The following is a 22,537-nucleotide window of genomic DNA, read 5'->3' on the forward strand; positions in this document are numbered from 1 at the left end:
CTGAATACTTTTTTAAATATGCACAACTTGTGATGAAAAGCCGAGAAAGACTAGAGTTTTTACAAGCAAGGGATGAGCTTCAAAAATATTAATAGAAAATCCATCTCTAAATATGAGGTGGATTTTTTGTTTGTTAGGGTGAGTTTAAATATCTGTATAAAAATGCAGGTTGTCTTATTCCGCAATCGGGTCATATAATTGAACAGCATCTTTACAAAAAAATTATGGATATATATGTTAGAATGTATAGAAAAATACATATAAAGAGGTATCTATGATTATATAATTTAAAGAATTAATAAAACTGAAACAATTGAAAGAACATTTCTTTTCACATTCATTTGTCACAGTACTCAGTGCTTGGAACAGCGTATAAGAAATAATAACCAACTAAAAAGGGACTTAACTAGGAAAGGCTTGAAGGTTCAATTGGATTACAAATGAATGGAATAGTAGAAAATCTCCTGCTTTAATTTATATGGAACTGCAACAAATAGTAAGAGTTTTTTACTGATTATAATTCTTTATTAGAAAAACATGGCAAAGTTCTGAACGGGTGACAAACCATAGAATAATGCCAGCCCACAAGTCTATTTCAGAAACAGTTGGTTGAGTAGCCAGAATTGTTAGTGGATATAAAACCAAGGAATTTTGATATTGAGAATTAAATTGAAGGCAATTGATAAACTAATTGGAGATATCGATTTGTATGATTTCGATAATTCTACTGAAAATTGTGAGTTAATTTATTCTTTTAGTTATAAATCGTGGAACCAAGGTTATGGTACTGAAGCTATTACCATTTAAAATTATTTAGAAAAATGAGGTGAAGAAATTTGGAAAACGAGTTAGTTAGATATTCTAGAGCAGGTGATATATTTCACTACAGGTGGGCTGCCAGACGTTGTCTTAGATTAATACATCCTAGAACTAGTGTTAAAGAAATAAGAATTGAAGGATCTAAAGAAAACAAAAAAGCAGGAGAATATGTAATAGATGTTGCAGAATATTCAGAATCAGAAATAGATAATTCTGAAAATGTTTTTTATTATCAATTAAAGCATACTACGGTTAGAAAGGACGAACCTTTTAATCTCAGTGATTTAAAAGATACTATAACAGGGTTTGCTCAACGATATGTGGTCCATCTTGAAGAAAATGAGTTTAAAACACCAGTACCAAATATCTCATTCACAATTGTAACAAACAGACCAGTTAATATGAATTTTAAAAAAAATATATTTAAAATAGCGAATTCAGAGACAGCAACTGGACAATATATGAAGACACTTGAATCATATACGGATTTAAGTGAAGAAAAATTAAAGGATTTTTGTATGTGTTTAAAGTTTGCTGATGGGGAAGGCGACTACAATGCTCAAAAATATGATCTACATGTTGAGATGGCTCAATTATTAGCAGGTTCTGTTGACAGTCCAATTGTTGAAAACATTACTGCATTAATTCGTGACAAAGCATTACCGGACACTGATGGGAAAATTATTCGTGAAGAAATACTTAGATATTTTGGAGTTACTTCAACACGAGATTTATTTCCAGCACCAGTAGAATTTGAAAAACAAATACATACTGTCGTCGATAGGATTCAATATAGTGCATTACAGGAAAGTATTATGAATACTACAGACCCAATAATTATTCATGCTCCAGGTGGAGTTGGTAAAACTTTTTTTGCTAGACAAGTAATCAGAAGTTTATCAGCAGGTTCTATAGGTATTATTTACGATTGTTTCGGGGGAGGCCGGTATAGAAATAGAAGTGAGCTTCGCCATCGACATCGTGATGGATTAATACAAATAGTAAATGAATTGGCCTTAAAGGATTTATGTGATCCTTTGATAGTACAATCAAATGCAACTGAAGATGACATATTAAGAAAGTTTTTAGAGAGAATTAAAACGGCTGTGACTTCCTTAAGGAAAGAACATAATAATGCTAGCCTGGTACTATTGATTGACGCCGCAGATAATGCTGAAATGGCTGCAAAAGAATTTGGGCAAAACTGTTTTGTACATGAATTACTTCGTGAAGATGTAATTGAGGGAATTAAGTTAGTTGCATTATGTAGAACTGAACGAATACACTTGCTTGATCCTAAAAGTAATGTAAAGCAATTGAAATTGGAACCATTTAATGAGGAAGAATCATACAGTTTTTTGAAGGCTAAATTCCCGGTAATTTCCAAGTATGATGGACTAGAATTTTACAGATTAACAAATGGTAATCCTCGAGTTCAATCAAATGCATTAAGTGTTAGCAGTACAGCAGAAGAATTATTTAATAGTCTTATTACAATCGGAACCAATGTTGATGAACAAATTAAATTCCAATTAAATAGAGCATTATCTACTATAAAAGATAAACTTACAATAAATTATCAGAAACAAGTAGAAGATATCTGTATAGGATTAGCTACACTTCCTCCATTTCTTCCTTTGAAGATATTATCGAGAGTTGCTAACGTTGAAGAATCAACAATAAAAAGCTTTGTAGCAGAGATGGGCAGACCACTTTGGCTTATAGATGATTCAGTGCAATTTCGAGATGAGCCTACTGAGACTTGGTTTAGAGAAACATATGCAGCGAGCAAAGAACAACTTAAATATTATATTGAACAATTAAAACCTTTATCTAGTGAGTTTGCATATGTAGCTACGGCATTACCTTCACTATTGATGCAGGCTCAAGAATATTCTGAACTAGTAGATATGGCAATATCAGATGACTTTCTACCAAATACCCCTATAGATAAACGTAATGTTAGAATTTATCGGTTGCAATATGCATTTAAGGCTGCTTTAAATCAAAAACGTTATGTTGATGCAATAAATATAGCGTTACGTGCTGGAGAAGAGATAGCAGGTGATAAGCGTCAGTCTGAGCTATTAAATAAGAATATTGATTTAATTGCACCTCTATTAAATGAAGAAAAACTGCAAGAGTTAGCATTTCGTCGTTCATTTTGTGGAGAATGGAATGGTTCTGAAAATATATATTCTGCTTCACTCTTATCAAGTATTCCGCATTTTAAGGGGGAATCAAGAAGTTACCTAAGGGCCGCAGTAAATTGGCTTCATATATACTTTGAACAGCAAAAAAAACTAAGAGAAGTTGAAGGCAGACAAAGACATAATGAAAAATTACAATATGATGATATAGTGGAATTTGTTTATACTCATTTAAATTTGTATGGAGCTGATAGTGCAGTAAATTTCCTTTTAGGATGGAAACCAAGCAAAGTTACTTATTATGTTTCAAGAAAATTGTTCAAACGTCTTATAGACATGGGCGATTTTAAAATCGCGAAAGAACTAGCTTTAGAAGGGGTAAGGAGTCAAGAGTTAATAATAGCATATACCCATGAGATGTTTGAGGTTGGAAGGATACCAACGGATGAATTATTGAATACATGTTTAGATTTACTTACATCAAAACGTACTAGAATATCTATATCTAAATATTCAGATGAAGACACAACTCTTCTTTCATTAATAACTTTTTTGGAATCATGTGCAGTTAGAAAACTACAAACTACAAAAATTCTAAGGATTTTGAGACATTATTACCCTGAAAGAGCTGGTCGATCTATTGTTAGCAATTATCGAAATATTGATCGTCAAATTTATTTTCGATCTGTTGTTTTAAGAAATGCTCTCTTAAATAAAATATTAGATTATGATGAACTATTGCCCCAGGAAGTAATAGGGGAAAGTAGTTATAGAAAAGAACAAGATATCCGAGAATTTAAAGAGGTTCTCGGAGGCTTAATACCTTGGTATCAAATTAGATTAACTACAATATTGGGCAATGTTGAAGCCATCTTTAATGATATTGAAGAGGTGAAAAAAAACTCTAGTGCATCGCGAGCTTCCCGATGGAAAGATTTCGATATTATACCATTTGAAATTATCGAGATTATTTCTGAAATTTTTATATTTAGTACGTTTGAAGATGAAAAAAAAGCTAGGAAATTTTATGAGAACTATATTTTTGAATCTAATAACTTGATGATTGATTCCCATCTTAAACTAGTTAGAGCTGCTTTTAGAATAAAAGGTTTAGCAAATATAAAAAGAGATTTTGAAGAAAATGCATATCAGGCGATTAAGATAGCGAAAGATGTAAGCCCAGAAGAAAAAGCAAATTGGTATATCAACCTTGCTCGCTCTGTAATAAATACGAACTCCGATGATGCAGCTGTTTATTTTAATTTGGGTGTTGATGCTGTATCAAAATTTGGAGATGAAATAGTTGAAAGATGGGAAGCTGTTGTTTCGCTAGCAAATCGTAGAGAAAATACTGAACATGTTTCAAAAGATATTGCCTATAGGTTTATGCGTTGTGCTGAACTTGTTGGTGAAAATGTAGCACGTGAAAAATATTGGGATAGAAATGAGGCTGTAAAAACAGGAATGAGATTGTCACCTGTAACAGCATTAGCAGTTATAAGTAGATGGCGTGATAAAGAAATAGGATCTTACGAGTACCAATTGCTTTCTTTATTAAATGAAGGAGTATCTAAGAAGTATATATCGTCATCAGTAGCTTGGTCTATGAATCCATTTTTAAATAAAGTTGAATTAATTGATTTTGCTGTTTTGTGCATTGAAAGAGAAGAAAAAAAAGAAAAAAAGCAATACATTTTAGATTCGATAATTCACGAATTAAATCTAGATGGTATTTTTAGCGATAGTAGAAATAAAATCACTGAAATAGCAAATAAATACGAATTGAAAATGAAGAGTGTGGACCGAATAATATACTCACAAAGAATGAATAATCCAATTGAAACAGAAAGTTTAATCCCTAATTCGCAGAGTATTGATAAAGATATAGAGAATTGGTCGGATTTATTGGGAAATATCGAAATCTTAACATCTGAAGGGATTACACAAGCATTTAATTTATTTGAATCACTTCCATTTGAAAGAAAAAATCGAAAATTGTTTTGGGAATATATACTTTTGCAAATTGAAGATAAGGATGCCACTAGTTTTTTATATAAATTAGTAAGTGCAGATGGACTAGATATATATGACATAAAATATGTATTCTCAAATCTTCCGAAAAATTGGTGTAGGAAAATTAGTGTTAAAAATGAATGGCCTAAAACCCTTGAATTATTAGGTAAAAATTATGCCTCAGTTCTTGTTGAAAGAGATACGAAACAATATTTTACGGAAAAATTGAGTATAGATAATGATAATATCGCTAGTATTAATAAAGGGATTATCGAAGGTTTAGCTACACAAGCAGATATAGTGAATGCTAGTTCGTTCTTTGGCTTTGTAACTTTAGCTACAAACTATATTTCGACAACTGAAGCTACAAATTTACTTACTTATACTTTAGAAAGATTTGAATTGCATATTAATGATGATTTTTCTGATGGAAATTGGAGCTTGAAGTTATCTACCTCAGATGATATTAATAATTCAATTGCTGGTTTTATTTGGTCTGCAATGGGCTCTCCGATAAGTACGACAAGATGGCAAGCTGTTCATTGTGTCCGTATACTTGCTGAGGCAAAATGTGACAACATAATTGATGAATTAATCTCTTGGGTTCAAAAAGATAATGTAGGTGCATTTGGTGCTAATAAATACCACTTTTATAATTTACATGCCAGGCTGTATTTGTTAATTGCACTTTCAAGGGTTGCATTAGATCAATCACATATTTTAGTGAAATATAAAGATATGTTTAATGAGTATGCTTTAAAAAATTCATCGCATATTCTTATACAAAAGTATGCATCCCAAATAGCACTTAATTTAGCAAAATCATATCCAGAAGAATATGAAAAAGAAGAAATTGATAATCTAAAAAAGACGGGAATAAGTCTACTTCCAAAAACTGAGGTGCATTATAGGCGGGAACAGAAAGATAGCTATTGGCACGCTAACGGAGAAGTTAATAGTAAATTAAGCTTTAACCATGGGTATGATTTTACTAGTTACTGGTTTGGTCCATTAGGCAGAGTATTCGGTATTTCTGAAGAGCAAGTAGAGGACCTCGTAAATGATGTTGTAATAAATGAATGGAACATTAAATCCAATAACGGTTATCAAGCAGATCTACGTCAATCACTATGGAAATCCTCACGGAACCAACAAAATACTTATCACAGTCATGGCAGTTATCCTTTGATTGATAATTATAATTTCTATATTTCTTATCATGCGATGCTTATAGTAGCTGGGAAATTACTTTCCAAAATGCCTATTATTCAACTTAAAGATAGTTCTGAAAATGAGTGGGATGAATGGTTAAGAAAGCATTTATTAACACGGAGTGATGGGTATTGGTTATATGATCGCCGTGATCCTATGCCTAAACTAAGAAGGGATTGGGTATATCAATCTAAACCTTCAAATTGGCAATCAGATATTAATATTTCTGATTTTTTAGAAGGTCTATTAAATTACGAAGATGATGAACTTTGGTTAAATGTCGGTGGATTTTGGCAAGATGAAGACAATGGTTATTCAGAATCCTTTAGTATTTCTAGTGCTCTTGTTTCGGTAGAGGGATCACAATCTTTATTAAATGCATTAAGTACTTCCTCAAACCCGTATGATTTTAAAATACCAGATTATAAAGAAATTGAAATGGAATTTAATCAAGATCCATTGATTCTTAAAGGTTGGATATTTCGACAATATATTGAAAAAGGTTTAGATGAATTTGACCCTTATGCAGGGGAATTACAATATCCTCCATATGAAATTGGGAATGCAATATCTGAAAAACTATCGTTATTAGTTGATTCCGAAAAACGTAAGTGGAGATTTTCAGATGAGGAAAAAGAGTCAGTTATTTGTGAAATTTGGGGTAAGATGTCTATAAATAATGATGAGTCTACGCGTTATGGAAACCGTCTAAAAGCTTCTCTTTCATTTTTGAAAAAACTTTGTTTAGAATTTCAATGTGAAATAATTATTGAAATTCAAATTAAAAGAAATGTAAAAGAACATTATGATATGAGGAGAGGTGAATCGGATGAATATAAACCGCCCGTTAACAAAATTTTTATTTTCTCAAGAGATGGAAAACTTAGAGATACAGAAAAATATTATGAATTTAGGTAGGATGTTAGCAAAAGAACTTGATCTAGACCCTGGAGTAGACACCCTTGCACGTTGGATGGCTCACTATATTGCAGAACAAATTATATTAGTTGAGAAAAAAAGTGGAGAAGAAAAGAAATTAGTTGAAGAACAATGTCTTGATATGATTTTGAAATTATGGAGCCATAGAGCAAGATTTCCTAATGGGGTGCGACCTTTTGAAAACTTTGAATCTATATTTAATACGCTATCTCGTTTAAATCCTGAGAGTAAAGAGAGTTTTTTCTTTAATAATAAGTATATTAAAGAAAAAGAATTTTCTAAAGAAGTTCAGGATTGGTTGGATATTGCGAATGAAATCGATAAGATAGCTAGAGTATGGATTAAATTTGCGCTTAACCAAGCTGCACTAGATGCTTCTGATGAATCAACTTCTGAGTGGTTGAAAAAAGTAACGTTGTTTGAAGAGAAAAATGATAGTTTATTAATTAGACTGCTGAGGGATGATGTCTACTTTGATGAAGAAACTAAGAATGTAACAAGTAATAATAAGGAACAAATACAACACAATATTGAAATATTAGAAAAATTCAATGAATTAAATGATGTCATTCTTAAATTTTATAATGAAAAACTTGATAATTACGAGTGATTTATAATTAGTATATAGACTTCTTTTAAATAGGTTTATTATCCTCTCAAATATTTTGGAGAGAATTTTTACCATTGCTATATGTAAAATATGTTTAATTAAAAGATTATTGATAAATTCCCATACAATTACTTCTAAGACTAATAAAGCGATCCCCTTGAAAATGGCTTCAAGGGGATACTTTGTTAACAGCAATTAGTAATGCTATTTTCTATTTAAATCTAAACTACATACACCTGTCTCAGGGAGATCTAGCTCTACTTTAAGAGCTGCTTCGACATCACCCGTTAAGTAAGCGACAACTGAACGTACTTGCTCATAGCCAGTCGCCATTAAGAAGGTTGGCGCACGACCATAGCTTTTTATTCCGACAATATAAAAACCAGGTTCAGGATGACGTAATTCTAACTCACCATGTGGACGAACCGTACCACAGCTATGTTCGTTTGGATCAATAAGTGGTGCTAATGCTTCTACACTTTCAACAGCCGCATCAATCGATAATCGGACTTCTTTTAAGAATAAGAAGTCTGGACGGCTTCCTGTATTCGAAATGATTTCATCAACTGCCGGAAGGTTTTGTTCACCAGTAGCTCCTTCGCCTTTTATAATAATTCCAGCTGAGGTTTGTGTAAGTTCCTCAATATAAAAAGGGGTAAAGACTTTTATTTTTCTTTCATCTACTAAAGCATGAATGCGACTTCCTAATTCACCTCGAGCAGCAAGTTCATCCTTTTCTTCACCGCCATAGGCATCTTCTACATGTTTTTTACGTAAAACCCATGTAATTTCAACATCCTCTAGTTTATCTAACTCTAAAATCGTATTAATAGCTGAGTGCCCACCTCCTATAACAGCCACACGTTTCCCTTTATAGCGTTCCTTTAATGCTTTAACATTTGGAATACCATAAAAGATCTTTTCAGCTAGCATTTGTTCTGCTGAAGTCCATACATTATCTGCATGGACAGGATTTGGTGTAGCCCACGTGCCCGTAGCATCAATAACAGCACTAGCAAAAATACGGACTGTCTCACCATTTTGTTCTGTATAAATTACAAACGGTGCAGAGTTGCGATTAGCTGATTTCATCTTATCTTGATTCTTTTTACTAATACCTACAACGGTTGTATTAAAGGAAATATAAGGTTTGATTTCAGGTAAATTTGCTAATGGTTGTAAATATTCTTCACGAATATCTTGACCTGTTGGAAGGACGGATTCTTCCGGCATAGTCCAACCAGATTTAAGTAGCAATTGTTTAGCAGCTTTATCAACATTGTATTGCCATGGTGAAAATAGACGAACGTGCTGCCAAGATTTAATGTTTTCAGCAACATCTGAGCCTTTTTCAAGAAGGATAAACGCTTTACCAACTAAAGATAGATGGGCAGCAGCAGCTAAACCCACTGGACCTGCTCCAAGAATAGCAACAGGGTACTCTTTATTTAATTCAAATGGTGTTTCATTAAGGGGTGACTCTTTTAGTGTTGCTTCCGTAGGTCCACAGCAAGACGTAGCTGACTTAGGTGTTGGTGCACAACAGCTAGAAGCCTGTGATTTAATTGTTAACGGTATGTTCATTTTTAACATCCTCCTAAATTACTTGTATTTTGCAACTATATAATAAATAAAAAAGCAAGAAGTTCTTGCTTAGTAAATTGGGGTACAGCAAACCGTCGATTTAGACATTGCTTCGTTTAGAAGCTGTATTGAACGGAGAACAGTCTCTTTTTCAAAGTCGTTCATATGAGAGAATACTTCTTCTAAGTAAGCATTCATTGACTCATCTATAGTCGTTGCGACAAATTTCCCTTGCGTTGTTAACGATAAAATGGATACACGTTTATCTTGAATAGAAGGAGTTTTTTTAACCAATTCCATTTTTACTAGTGTTTGAATTTGCCGGCTGAATGTCGTAATATCCATTGCAAGTGTTTCAGCAATTTGTTGCATTGAAGGTGTTTGCTGCTTATCTATTTCGTAAAGAATTTGACTTTGGATAGTAGATATTTCAAATGATCCAACAGAGCAACAATTTTTGTTTAATAATCCAAATCTTCGTGTTAGTATGTGGAAAATTTCGCGTTTGTTTTCCATTCAATCACCTCTTATTAAATTTAAACAAAAATACTTGTAATTTGCAACTATTTATTTTATTATTTTAATATTCATTTAATAGGAGGTTAATTTATGGCGATTAAAATTCGATTTGTTACAAGTGAAGATTGGCTAGATGTAAAGCGAATTTATGAGGCAGGAATCGATACAAAAATGGCTACATTCGAATCGAGGGCACCCGAATCTTTTAAAGAATGGTTTGGTGAAGCAATACCAACTTGTTCATTTGTTGCTTTGGAAGAAAATCAAATTTTAGGTTGGTGTAAATTAACACCAGTTTCAAAACGGCACGTGTACAAAGGGGTAGGCGAAGTAAGCATTTATATTGCGCCTGATGTGAAAGGGAAGGGAATAGGAAATTTGTTATTGAATCATATGATTTTAGCATCTGAAAACGAAGGATTTTGGACACTGGAATCCAAAATCTTTAAAGAAAATAATGCTAGTCTCAATTTACATTATAAGAATGGTTTCCGTGTGGTTGGGGTTCGTGAAAAAATTGCTCAACTCAATGGTGAGTGGAAAGACAATATTTTAATGGAAAGAAGAAAGGCTATATAACAGCTTCTAATTATGTAAGTATTAGAAATGATAATAACAAGGTATTAAAAAAGTAGTTATTCTATGTTGCAATTGCTGTTGTAGTCTATTGAAAGACTTTTTTAACAGATACAGTAACAACTCCTTTTGAGAACTTGTATACTTAAAATAAAGGAACATATTAGTTAAATAAGTCCTTATATATGGGAGGCTAGAAGTGTGACATATTGTTTGGGTTTTAAATCTAAAACTGCAGTTTTTTTGATAGCTGATAGTATGACTTCAAGTGGACGAAATCAAGAAATTGAAGAAACATTTGGTGAATATACTACTTTTGGTGAATATGTTAAAAAAGAAAATAAAACCATGCAAGATAGAAGGTATAAAGTATTTAAATTCCCTGGCAATGTTTTAGTTACGTTTGCAGGCGATGTTAAAGATGCACTAGAGGTACTGGAAACGTATAGAAAAGAACTTGAAAAGGGTTTAGAACCTGTAACCGCATTCGAAAGTGTGTTATTAGCCGGACCATTTTCTCGTGTAGAAATACTACTGGGGTTTATGGTACAAGATATGCCTAAGCTGTATTCATATAATTACATGGGTAACGGTCAGTTCAAAGAAGAACACTCTTCAATACACCTTGGTTCTGGAAGAAAACACCAATATTTAAGTGAGAAAAGCTCACAGTTTGTAGATTTTGTCACAAATAATACCTTTGGAGATGGAAAAAGTTTAGTATATACGCTTGCATTTTTACAAAATTTCGCCATTAAAAACCCTTTAATGTCGTTTGATGTAGGTGGATTTTTTTGGGGGGGATATGTACATTCAAAAGGAGTACAAAGAATTTGGAACACCACATATTTAATGTATGCTGTAACTCAAATTAATGGGGAAAAAAAACTTCGTTTAAATTATCAAGTATCACTAACTCGAAAAGACGATTTATTGTTAGTTTCTTCTAGCTTCTTAAATCATGAAAGAATTTATTTGCAAGAAATTAATTTGGAAGAAGAACCAAATCTTAAAGATTTAAAAAAACGAGGAAATGAATTACGAGATGATTATTGGGAAGGAAATTACACATTTATAGTATTATTAAATCAATTAAATTACGGATTTACTGTATGCTATATGAAAAATCCAAATAAAAAATCTAAAATAACGATTAGAACTAATAGGGCTGAAGGGGAAGTACGCTTCGTTTTGTCATCTGATTTAATTAAACACCTATTATATTCTCCTATTCTAACAGAAGAGGATATTAATCCAGAATGGGATAGGAATAATCCAGCACACCTAGAAATTCCTATTAGGTGGTTTAGTTAAATTTTTCACGAGTGTTGTACCAACATACGAAAAAATAGCTTGGTGGAAGAAAAAATTTAAAGAGTTTAAAAACGTAAATATCTCTTGGCAATCTTAACGCAATGGGGTGAAAAAAATGAGGGATGGAAATAAGATCTTTTTTCCTGATAAAAATATTTACATAATGGATAATCATAAATGGGCTTTCTATATATGGGAACTTGCGAGAAAAAAATCACTTATTAATCCTAACGCTACATTAATCCATGTAGATGCACATCTCGATGACTGTCCATTCGTACTACAAGACAATCCAGAATATTTGGAGATTGAAGAATTGTCCTCTTTAAAAAGGTTTACAGAAAACTATATAACCTATGACACATTTATTTGGCCAGCATTTGGTAGAGGTACAATTAATAATATTATTTATGTTTCTGACTTTAGCGGCGAACCCTTTGAGGAATGGGCAACTAATTATGTTAAGGGGAGAACATATACAGGACAAAGAGTACGAACTATGTCTGAATTTAAAGTAATTATTGAAAATGGAGTATTAGATTCATTTGTAAATGACAAATCATTAATACTAAACTTAGATTTAGACTTTTTTAATGAAGAAAACTTTTATGGGGGAAAATCTAAATTAAAACCTGATGAAGAAATATACAATTGCTTAACTTATCTTAAAAATGTTTATAAGTGGGATCTGATTACTGTAGCTATTTCTCCTGAATGCTGTGGAGGTGAAGAGCCAGCACAACATCTATTAGAAATATTTACCGATGTATTTAAGATTGATATTGCCAAATCAATTTCATGGGATATTGGTTGATTTCGAAATTTTATGATGATATTACGTCATTCATATTAAACTTATTAACCAATTGTAGATAATAAAGAATGGATAATTCATAAAATGCTATGTTATATGCAAGAATTTTTCTTATTTTATAATCTGGCATAATTCTTGTATATAGGAGAGTGGAAAGACAATGTTTTAAGGGAAAAGAAAGGTTATTAACCCCTAACTTAAGTATAAGAAGTAATAGTAACGTTACATTGTCTTAAAAAGGCAGTAATTCCATGATGGAATTGCTGCTTTAACTATATAGATATATATTTATTTATACATTTGTTTTATTTCTTGAACAATATTAATAATTCTACTTATTTCACGCTCATTAAAGTCATTCATTATGTTTAATAATACCTTTAGCTTCTCTTGCTTATTAAAAAATTGCTCATCAATGTCTAATCCTTCAAACTTTAATAATTCGATCGGTGATATTTCTAATCCATGCGCTATTTTTTCAAGTGTTTGCATAGTAATATTACGTTCTCCACGCTCAACACCTGCTAAATAAGTGGTATGTAAACCGCATTTTTCGGCTAATTCTTCCTGAGTTAAACCTTTAATTTTCCTAACTTCTCTAATGTTTGCACATATAACTTTAATTAGTTCTGACATTTTATCACCTCACTTTAAGATTATGTGAGATTTAAAAATCCAAAAGATAATCATAAGCACAAAAAACTTGAATACTATACATAAAAGTATTATTATACTTAGTAGTAACAAAAAGGAGTTAAGATATTGAGTAATTTATTAAATTCTAATATTGCAATAGAAAATGTTGTTCAGACTAAAATGAGAGGCAGAGTAGCATATCAAGGTGCTGTCTCGTCGCAAATTGCTATACAGTTTTCTTATTCTAAGCTTTATAACGATCCATCAGGCAAAGGTTACCAGCGCCCAATAACGAAAAAGCGTTGTACGGATTTTGCAAATTATTTATCACAAGGGGAGGGCGCTCTTTATACGCCTATTCTTTTAAATGCAGCAGGGAATTGGGAGTTTCATGCCTATGATAAAAATCGCCCGTCTTTTGGACGATTATTATGTAAAAACAAGGCCGCTTTGATGGATGGCCAACATCGTCTCGGAGGAATCAAAGAATATATGGAAGAGACAGGATCTACATTAAATGTCCCATTCCTAGCATTTCATTATTTAGATGAAGATGAAGAAATTTTACTTTTCGATGTCATAAACACGAAAGCAAAGGGGATTGGGACTTCATTAAGCCGTTATCTTAACCGAAATACGGATGATTTAAGCTGGGTAGCTACAAACCTCATTCTTAAACCCGAAAGCCCTTTTTTCTCTAAAGGAACTTTAATAGGTATGCGAAGTAAAGAGCGTAATATCACATTGCAAAACCTCTATAATATCGTTCATCTTCTTACAAAAGGTTCAGAGTTAGCTTTACTGCCGAAAGAAAAAAAGTTAAATTTAGCGCTATTTTACTTCAATTTAATTAAAGAATTGTTTCCCGATGAGTGGGAGGATAATAAATTATATAGAATGACTCACATAACTTGTTTAAATGCATTAGCGATTGCAGGTAATACGATTCTAAATGAAAATTATCTTTCAAAATCTCAACAACCGGATTCAGTTAAAATCGCTAACAAAATGGCGAATTTAAGTAATATAGATTGGCTTTCTATTGGAGATTTAAAGTATTTAAAAGGGGTAGCCGGATCTAAAATGTTGGCTAAAGACATTTTGAATTGTGTTAAATAAGACGACTAAGCTGGCTAAGCAATATGCTGTCAGCTTTTTTAATTTATAAAAGGGGTGAATTTAAATGATTACTTGGTCAAATAATTGGATTTCAAATGATGAATCTATTTGGTCTATTTTGATGAAATTTAAACTGGCGAATGAAATTAACAATATTTTTTTAAAAAGAAGTTACGTTAGTTCCATAAAGAGTCAATATTTATTTGAAGACCTATTTCCGTTCAATATAAATTACGATGTGCTATCTAAGCAATTGTCTATAGATCTTATACAATATTTCACTTCCCAAATTGAAAGATGGGGCCTACATAATCTGGAAAGCATGACTTTCAACAATATAATCGCTAAAAGTTTCCGTTATTGCACGCAATGTATTCAATCTTGCTATCACAGTACGTTACACCAACTAAATATTTTTGAATTTTGTCCGTATCATCGCACAGAACCCTTATTGAATAAATGCAAGAAATGCAAAGCTGTCCTTTCTTTAGAAAGTGTATTTTCAGAAAGAAGTTTTTATAAATGTGTTTGTGGTAATTATCTAGTAGAAGAACCTTTCTTTTTTAAATTACAAACAAAATGGCGAGAAACAGCTTTAATGAACTTTGAACAGCCCTTGTTTTTACCAAATCAGCTCGTTTTCTATAACAAAACTGCTTCTTTAAGGGGGAAACAGAGTCAATTTTTTGATTTATTAAATTGCGTGGCCAAAATAAAATTAAATAAAAATATGGTGGAAGGTAATACATCCTCTGAAGATTTAAAAACAATTTATAAGGCTTTTTTGAGACGTATAAGAGGGCATTGTAACAGAAAATGTTTGAAAAGCTATTTTAAGTTGGGGAGACTAGCGAACTTGTGCAACCATTGTAAGTGTTATTTAAAACTCCGTTATCAATTTGAGGAAATAAAATCTGAATGGGACCTATTTTCGACAATTAAGCTGAAGAAAGAAAAACAAAATATCATTCATATTCTAGATCATAATAATGGAATCGATACGCCGATAGAAAAGAGTATATGCAATTTTATTGGATATTTGTTATTTTATGATCTAAATATTTCTTACTATAAATTACTCAATTATGTTGAACACAAACTTTATGATGAAAATCATATCGCAGCATTTATACTTACCACAATTAATGAAGACAATATGTTACTAACCGTTCACTATTAGATTAGATAACAGGGAGGGCTTCTATGATTACCTGGAATAAAGACTGGGTACAAGAACACGAATCATTATGGGGAATATTTGAAAAATTTAAATTTGCTAATCGAATTAACGGTAAAGAATTTTTCTACTTTTTTACAGAAAATAGAAAGTCATATTACTCTTCTAAAAGCATCAAAAATAAATCCTTTATCTTCTTAAAATCAACCGCTAAAGAGAAATTATCGAAAACCTTAAACATTAATATAGACAATTTTAACGATCAATTAAATGAATTATCAAAATCACCATTATCAGATTTATCTATTTTTAACGACAATTTGTGCTTCTGTAAAATTTGTATTTCAAAAGGTTATCATAGTTTTCTTCATCAATATCACTTTATTGCTTCTTGTCCATTCCATCCAAAAGAAAAATTAACAGATCTATGTCCTGAATGTGATAAACCTTTTAGAAGTTATGACTTAGGGTATAACGAAAAAGGATTTTGCTGTCAAAACTGTAAATCTAATATATTGGAAAGAAATAATTTATTTATTACGAAACTAGGATGGGTTTATCCAAAAAAAATTAAAGATAAGTTTATATTTACATTATTTAATACAATTTCACATAGTAATTATAGCGCTAAATATGTGTTTTCCACTGACTGTGAAACCTCTGCGATTAATAAGCCTGTTTACAACTTAATAAATAAACGTCTTTTAGAAGTCTTATCCAGAAAGAAATCAATACCAGTAGTAATTGAAAAAAGATACACATATAAACCAGCATATATAAAAGAATATGATGAAATTCAAAAAGTGGGGTATATCCATAGAGAATTATTGAGGAATTATCAGAAAAGTCGATTGCAAGAACCGGATACGATACAACAAATCAGCAAATTTAAAAGATCAATTGATATTGAGTATTTAAATCAGATTCTAGATTTAGAGCTTTTTATTCAATCAAAAGCAATATTAAAATCAGTTGATAGATATATCCAAAATAAAATAAAGCGAAAAATAAATTTAAAAAAAGAAATGAAAAAAGTTACTATAAAAGATCCATATATTAAGGCATATATAGAATGGAAAGTTTCATGTTATGGAGTATACCAGACCCCTTATAAAGTATACAATTACCTGGGGATTGATGAGCCAAGTTTTAATTTCCGACATCCTTTTACATTCTACTTTACACAAATGTATCCTTCATTATTAAATAACCACGAATTCAATGATATTATTAGTGATTTTAAAAATAAAGGGTATTCATTTAAGTTGATAGCCAATGTGTTTAGTAAAGTATTATTTAATTTTTTATATTTAAAATTCCAACAACACTTATGTAAATCACTAAATTCAAAAAAAGAATATTTCCAATTGGATAATTTGCCTCCTTTTATCCAAATATTAAAAAGGGATAATAGTGGAGAAGTAGTAGAAGTCTCATTTATTAATTCGTATGAGCTGTATAAACCTAATTTTTATATGATTGATAATCGTTTGATTAAATGGAAAACCAATCTTTAAGTCATATAATTTCAAACATTATTTATAAAGTTAGTAAATAAAAGAAAAAAACTTCGAATCCGGTTATTATAAACTGATTCGAAGTTTTTTTAATAAGTGCTTTTTGTAAACGTAATGTGGCTTTGAAATAAAATTGAACTGTTTATAAATTAAATAGACTAAACCAATAAAAGGATATTATGTTCAATATATGAGCATATATCCACTTTTCCTTTACATAGTAGAATTCTTAATTAGATGTTGAAATAATCGTATTTTATGTATAACTAAACAGGAACATATGTTTGTTTTTTGCAAGGGGACGTAGCCCACAGCGGGAGGCGTAGTGAGATCTTTCGACCGAGCGTTATTATCTTTAGGAAAGATGTGCTATGAGGGTACAAGAAGTTCTCATAGAGAATAACAACAGAAGATACATATTACTGGATCAAGAGGGGTTTCCTATAATGCCAGTGAAGGATGAAGATCCTTGTTTATTTATTACAGTCAGGAAGAAAGTAAGCTATGTTTCTCGTGACGATTTAGCTGTAGCTGCAGCAGGTCTACTTCTAAGTGAGGGGCATGATGGTACAATTTATACAGGAACGGGACCAAAAACGCTAACTGGGGCTGAACGAGCAGAAACTATCGCTAAAGCAAGTGGTAAACCATTTAATTTCGTCACAGTACTATTAGCCTATGACATTGATATACTTCGTGCCCTTTTTTGAGAGAGTTGCTATTTGTTAGAATAAACGGGTCACAATTGTTGAAGGAGAGCCATTTTGATGGTGGCTCTTTTTATGGATAATATAAGATATATAGATACAAATATTATTATGAATAAATAATTAAATCATCTTCAACGAAGGCTTTAGTTGAGGAACTTTATTTAACAATCGGGCGCGATTCTTCAATAAGAAGATCGCGTTTTTCCGTTATAGGGCCATATTATTGAATAACAGATTTAGAATATCGTAATGGATGAAGAGATTGTAATGAATTTCACTTAAACTAATAGCAGGTTATTGCAAGAAGGATTCTTTGATAAAGGGAGTAGTTTGTTTGTTTATATTGAATTTAAGTAGGATATAACGAAGTATTTACTCCATCCTTATTAATAGGCGCATTAATAAATGTACTTATTTAGTTATGGGACGGTGATAATTTTGAGGTTCTTAAAAACACTCTCTTGTTTGTTAGTTATTTTTTTAGTTTTTGGTAATTTATTTGGTCGCGAAGGAATCGCTTCAGATGGTGAAGTTACGCTAAAAGAAGCGATTAACATTGGACTCCAGAGAGCAAAAGAATGGAATGTAAACGCAACACTCGAAAGTATAAACAGTGTGGATGAAACGATGGGAGGGTCGAGAGGAGAAACTGGAAAACGCTTTAATTGGTTTATGATCTTTATAGTTCCAGGTACAGAAGATTATGTTCTAATTGGTATCTCCGAAAAGAAAATCACCGAGTTTAGACCGAGTAAGCAAACTCCGGGTCCAGCAATACCCTACGATGAGATTAAGTTGGATAGCTCTGATGTTCTCCAACTAGCAAAGGATAAATATGGACTTAAACAAGGAAAAGATTGGGCAACAGGATATCATTTTACACTTAATAATATCGATGGTATTCCAATTCTAACAGTGGTTGGAAATGACCGAGATAATCATTTTACTCGAATTTCATTCAATGCTCAAAACGGAGATGTGGTCAGCGCCATTCATAAATTACCATATGGCGGAGGATTAATATCAAAACGTATGGGTACAGATAATTCCGATAACCTAACAAAAAAAGGGATGGCCATAATGGGGGTTGTCGCTGGAAACAACAATTTGGTCGTATGGGGAGACAAAAAACCAACCCAATTTAGTACAACCAAGCAACCTTTTATTGAATGGAGTCAGAACAATGGAAAAATATGGACAGAGCTTCAAGCAAATAATTATGTAACACACGCATGGTTTGATGGTAATAATAAATTATATCTAGCTACGGAAAAAGAATTATGGGCAGGTATTACCTCTAAAAGTAAAGGAACGAAAATTCTTTCATTGGACTATATGATTGAGACCATCGATTATTCAATCAACAATCAAATAGCTTTGATAGCAAACGGCAAGATATACTATACGACCAATCAAGGGGAGAGTTGGGAACAAACTATTGTTCCTAAACCATTTTATGTGGTTCAAATATCAGATAATGGTGATTTGGTAGGGTTAACAGAGGAAAGGAAGATTTTTAAAAAAACAAATAATGGGTGGAACGAGATAACCATGCCGAATAGTGATGACGAACCTCTAGATATGAAAGTGATCAATAATAAGCTATTCATTACCACACAAAGTGGAATCTGGATTCGTAATCTTCAAGGAGGAATTTGGACAAATACTAAAATTGATGAAGTGGTAGTAAAATTTATTAAAAAAGGAGAGAAACTATTCGGATATACACATAGAGATGAAGCTATTTATTCCATCAACACAAAAGATGAAAGAAAACCTGAAAAAGTGTTTAATTCTGTTGATTTCATCGTTTCGGATGTTGATATCATGGAAGATACGTTATGGATTGCAACTGCACCAAATTATTCATGGGAAGAGATGACAACCCAACTGCGACAATAAGATGGGTATCCATAAAAACATTGTACATTCACTTATACTAACGGATGCTTTAGTTTAACAAGCAGAAGACAGAAATCACTATTTAATTTTCAACAATCGGGCGCGATTGTTGGGCAAAACAGTTAGAAAATGATCTTTTATAAAACGGAAACTTTTATATGCAAAAGAAGAATCCATTTTGATCAAACTTTCTTTCAAAATGGGTTCTTCTTTTTTACCGTAAATTACGGGTTTGTGAGGCATTTTTGATTAAACTTTATTACAAAGTAACAAAAGCTACAGTAAATTAAGTTAAAATAGAATGTAGAGGAAGATTTGAAAAAAGTTGGATTTTACTGTCCATAAAAGTTGGGGGATTCCAGATTCCTGATCTTTTAGACCAAGATAGCCAAACTGATAATTTAATTATATAATAAAAATAAAAAGACAAGAAAGTCTCGTCCAATTTTTAATCAATTGGTATTAAATATCAAAGACAAGAACTTCTTGTCCAAAAAGACAAGAAAGTCTTGTCCATGTACAATTGTACATCAATTTCCAAGTGGCGAGCGAAAAGGCTGCAACTCATTTTAAAAATAGGGACACGGTCATAATATATATTATAGGAAGTTACATCTCGTTTCAAAAGTATACTTATAATAGTGAGACAAAATGCGTTTTTTTACTGAAATGGTCATAATTTAACCGGACCCGTTAAATTATGACCATTCGCTTATTTTTTCATTTTTAGTTGGATCGTAACGCTTTTATATAATTGTATATAAATAAATTTTTCATCAGCAAAATACTCCAACATGTTTTGTTTACTTAATTGCTGCTCCAAGCCCGGTATTATCGCAATTGGCACCTTCAACTGTGCTGGTTGTTTGAATTCCACATTTTTTCGGTTACTCGTTATTTGTATATGTAAACCTCTATTAATATATATATCTACCGTTAATTGTTTGCAACGATCTTCTACAATCAATTCGATTCCATCCGCGCTTTTAAACAACATTGGCTGACAATCCGCTTCTTGTTCAACTGAAGCTACCCAGCTGTCCCCAAATGTTTTTAACGGAACTTCCAAGCGATTTTCATCTGTTTCAGCTATTAGAGAATTTTCACTTTCTGTATCCGCTGAAATCAACTTCTGAATACTATCTGTCGTTTTATCTGCATACAAGACTTCCAATGATGTTTCAGTTTCATAGATTCGTATAACTGCTACCGCGCTTAATTGCGTTAATTTCTCAGCAACTAGTTCAAATTGATACAAATAACTATTATGAGAATCATTCCTGAAATATAAAAATCCATCTATATTGAAACAAAATTGAATGTTAACAGCAAGTTTCTGTTTTGCCTGAAAAGGATCATCCGCAATGTTCATTTCATACAAATAACCATTTCGAGGATGAGCATAATATAAACTAGAATTGACAAGACAGCCATCATATAAACGATGAAATGCTTCAAATTTAGTACTCGTACAGATTGGATAATGATTTTCATTCCATTCATGATCAAGACGGATTTTCTCATCCGCAACTAAAAAATAGCGATAGCGAACTTCTTTACCAGGAATTGAGCCGATATCATCCCAAGTCACGTCCACATGGTACCAATCATCATCCATCTGCACCATATTCCATGCATGCCCCTCTGTTCCCTCACCTGCTGCTTTTCCAATCACATAATAACAAGGAATCCGAAGTGCTTCCATCATCTTTTCAAAAAGAAGCGCGTACGCCATACAAACACCGTGTTTTTCATTCATAAATGTATACACAGCAAATGGTGAACCTTCAGTATGACGTTCATAGCTATAGGTTCTTGCGATAAAGTCATGGACAATTAAGACCTTTTGCAACGCCGACATGTCTGGATGTATTCGATTCTTTAAAATGGTTTGAATTTCATCAACTATCCATTTTTCTTCCTGCCGCGCCATACGGTAACGCATCGTAAACTCCACTTTAATCCGGTTTTTCGTTAATTGGCGATATTTGTAGCTGCGCTTTTCACAATGCTGTGTATAAAATGGCTGTTCTAGATGGCACTGATCAAAAGCTTCCTTAATTAAAGAATCGATCGGTACTGGCAGCTGGCCGATAATATGCAGCGTAAACTGCCTGTCCATACGCTCCATATGGGCAATAAGCGCAGGCAGCAACTGTTTTGCTGTAATGGTCGTTGTTTTGATTGAATTCCCTTGCCTTTTATACTGTTCGTAGCTTTCAAAATACGTTTTCACAATGTGTCGATACTCCTCTTATAACGCTTCCGTTTCATCTTCTTCAAATGAATTGAGCTTAACATATATTTCAACCATTTTCCCGTCCATTTCAATGGTTTTCTCCAAATGCATCCCGTTTTTTAATGCAATTCTTTTCGATCCTTCATTTCCTACTTGAATCGCTGAAATATACCGGTGCAACCACATTTCTTCATCTGCATAGTTTGCAAGGGCCTGTGCTGCTTCAAACCCGTAGCCTTGTCCCCAATAAGTACGTTTAATCCAGTACCCGAGCTCAATTTCAAATGTATTGTCAATAACTTGTGCAACAAGCCCCGCGTGACCGATAAAATCTCCCGTTTGACGATGAATCAATTTATGTAACCCGTAATCCCCAAAGTTTTGATATTGTTCAAGCATCCGTTCAATTAAATGAATCGCATAATGTTTATCCTTTATTTGTCCATTGCCAATAAATTTCATCATGAAAGGGTCCGAAACGAGGTCTACCACAAATGGAAGATCCTTTTCCGTATAACGTTCGAACGTTAACCGCTTCGTAGTCAAATTCAACATCGTATTCCTCCAATTTGATATTTTTCTGATTTGTTATTTGGAATATCTCGGGTTTTTTCTCATACATGGTCAAAATATTAACATTATCATTCCATGTTTTGTAAATAATCAGATTCACCTAGATGAATAAAC

At 32.3% G+C, this 22,537-nt stretch carries 16 protein-coding genes; 11 read left to right on the forward strand and 5 right to left on the reverse strand.

Translation table 11 applies throughout. From position 1 onward, the window contains the following. Positions 1 to 669: 669 nt before the first annotated feature. Genes ACQKN3_RS05240 through ACQKN3_RS05250 form a run of 3 tightly spaced genes read left to right on the forward strand, consistent with a single transcriptional unit; the run spans position 670 to position 7,743 of the window. Complete coding sequence (locus ACQKN3_RS05240; protein ID WP_427711601.1) at positions 670 to 807, forward strand: GNAT family N-acetyltransferase; 138 nt, start codon at positions 670 to 672, stop codon at positions 805 to 807. A gap of 29 nt (positions 808 to 836) precedes the next feature. Next, positions 837 to 7,112, forward strand: coding sequence for an ATP-binding protein (locus tag ACQKN3_RS05245; protein WP_427709907.1), 6,276 nt, complete (start codon positions 837 to 839; stop codon positions 7,110 to 7,112). After that, the gene (locus tag ACQKN3_RS05250; RefSeq protein ID WP_427709909.1) at positions 7,024 to 7,743 is read left to right on the forward strand and encodes a hypothetical protein; all 720 of its coding nucleotides are present in this window, start codon (positions 7,024 to 7,026) and stop codon (positions 7,741 to 7,743) included. The genes ACQKN3_RS05245 and ACQKN3_RS05250 overlap by 89 nt, the downstream gene beginning before the upstream one ends. Before the next feature lie 204 nt (positions 7,744 to 7,947). On the opposite strand, the gene ACQKN3_RS05255 is transcribed toward ACQKN3_RS05250, so the two are convergent. Together ACQKN3_RS05255 and ACQKN3_RS05260 are read right to left on the reverse strand one after the other, a co-directional pair. After that, positions 7,948 to 9,327, reverse strand: a complete 1,380-nt coding sequence (locus ACQKN3_RS05255; RefSeq protein ID WP_427709911.1) for an NAD(P)-binding domain-containing protein — start codon at positions 9,325 to 9,327, stop codon at positions 7,948 to 7,950. Between the two features lie 69 nt (positions 9,328 to 9,396). Then, a complete protein-coding gene (locus ACQKN3_RS05260) occupies positions 9,397 to 9,843 on the reverse strand; it encodes a MarR family winged helix-turn-helix transcriptional regulator (RefSeq protein ID WP_427709913.1) in 447 nt (148 codons plus the stop codon). Between the two features lie 93 nt (positions 9,844 to 9,936). Here ACQKN3_RS05260 and ACQKN3_RS05265 point away from each other — a divergent pair, with 93 nt between their 5' ends. The 3 genes from ACQKN3_RS05265 (at position 9,937) to ACQKN3_RS05275 (ending at position 12,550) form a co-directional block, all read left to right on the forward strand. Next, positions 9,937 to 10,425 (forward strand): N-acetyltransferase family protein, encoded by a 489-nt coding sequence (locus ACQKN3_RS05265; protein ID WP_427709915.1) that lies wholly within the window; start codon positions 9,937 to 9,939, stop codon positions 10,423 to 10,425. 198 nt (positions 10,426 to 10,623) lie between these two features. Beyond that, positions 10,624 to 11,736, forward strand: a complete 1,113-nt coding sequence (locus ACQKN3_RS05270) for a hypothetical protein (RefSeq protein ID WP_427709917.1) — start codon at positions 10,624 to 10,626, stop codon at positions 11,734 to 11,736. A 115-nt stretch (positions 11,737 to 11,851) separates the two neighbouring features. After that, positions 11,852 to 12,550: a UPF0489 family protein gene (locus tag ACQKN3_RS05275; RefSeq protein WP_427709919.1), complete on the forward strand. Its 699-nt coding sequence runs from the start codon at positions 11,852 to 11,854 to the stop codon at positions 12,548 to 12,550. A gap of 288 nt (positions 12,551 to 12,838) precedes the next feature. On the opposite strand, the gene ACQKN3_RS05280 is transcribed toward ACQKN3_RS05275, so the two are convergent. Further along, on the reverse strand, positions 12,839 to 13,186 hold the full coding sequence (locus ACQKN3_RS05280) for a helix-turn-helix domain-containing protein (protein WP_427709921.1): 348 nt from the start codon (positions 13,184 to 13,186) through the stop codon (positions 12,839 to 12,841). Between the two features lie 126 nt (positions 13,187 to 13,312). Here ACQKN3_RS05280 and ACQKN3_RS05285 point away from each other — a divergent pair, with 126 nt between their 5' ends. The 5 genes from ACQKN3_RS05285 to ACQKN3_RS05305 all read left to right on the forward strand — a co-directional run bounded on the left by ACQKN3_RS05285 (position 13,313) and on the right by ACQKN3_RS05305 (position 19,611). Continuing rightward, entirely contained in the window at positions 13,313 to 14,305 is a 993-nt protein-coding gene (locus ACQKN3_RS05285) for a DGQHR domain-containing protein (RefSeq protein WP_427709923.1), read from the forward strand. Between the two features lie 64 nt (positions 14,306 to 14,369). After that, positions 14,370 to 15,485 carry a hypothetical protein gene (locus ACQKN3_RS05290; protein WP_427709925.1) on the forward strand — a complete coding sequence of 372 codons (1,116 nt, stop codon included), beginning with the start codon at positions 14,370 to 14,372 and terminating at the stop codon, positions 15,483 to 15,485. Between the two features lie 23 nt (positions 15,486 to 15,508). Beyond that, positions 15,509 to 16,999, forward strand: a complete 1,491-nt coding sequence (locus ACQKN3_RS05295; RefSeq protein ID WP_427709927.1) for a hypothetical protein — start codon at positions 15,509 to 15,511, stop codon at positions 16,997 to 16,999. 446 nt (positions 17,000 to 17,445) lie between these two features. Further along, the gene (locus ACQKN3_RS05300) at positions 17,446 to 17,709 is read left to right on the forward strand and encodes a hypothetical protein (RefSeq protein WP_427711662.1); all 264 of its coding nucleotides are present in this window, start codon (positions 17,446 to 17,448) and stop codon (positions 17,707 to 17,709) included. Between the two features lie 405 nt (positions 17,710 to 18,114). Next, positions 18,115 to 19,611, forward strand: a complete 1,497-nt coding sequence (locus tag ACQKN3_RS05305; protein ID WP_427709929.1) for a WD40/YVTN/BNR-like repeat-containing protein — start codon at positions 18,115 to 18,117, stop codon at positions 19,609 to 19,611. Positions 19,612 to 20,323: 712 nt separating this feature from the next. Here the strand turns inward: ACQKN3_RS05305 and ACQKN3_RS05310 are convergent. Further along, the gene (locus tag ACQKN3_RS05310) at positions 20,324 to 21,847 is read right to left on the reverse strand and encodes a transglutaminase domain-containing protein (protein WP_427709931.1); all 1,524 of its coding nucleotides are present in this window, start codon (positions 21,845 to 21,847) and stop codon (positions 20,324 to 20,326) included. An 18-nt stretch (positions 21,848 to 21,865) separates the two neighbouring features. Next, positions 21,866 to 22,405, reverse strand: a complete 540-nt coding sequence (locus ACQKN3_RS05315) for a GNAT family N-acetyltransferase (protein ID WP_427709933.1) — start codon at positions 22,403 to 22,405, stop codon at positions 21,866 to 21,868. Positions 22,406 to 22,537: the final 132 nt, after the last annotated feature.

The sequence above is a fragment of the Solibacillus sp. NPDC093137 genome (genome assembly GCF_050280445.1).
In the GTDB taxonomy this organism is placed as follows: Bacteria; Bacillota; Bacilli; order Bacillales_A; family Planococcaceae; genus Solibacillus; species Solibacillus isronensis_B.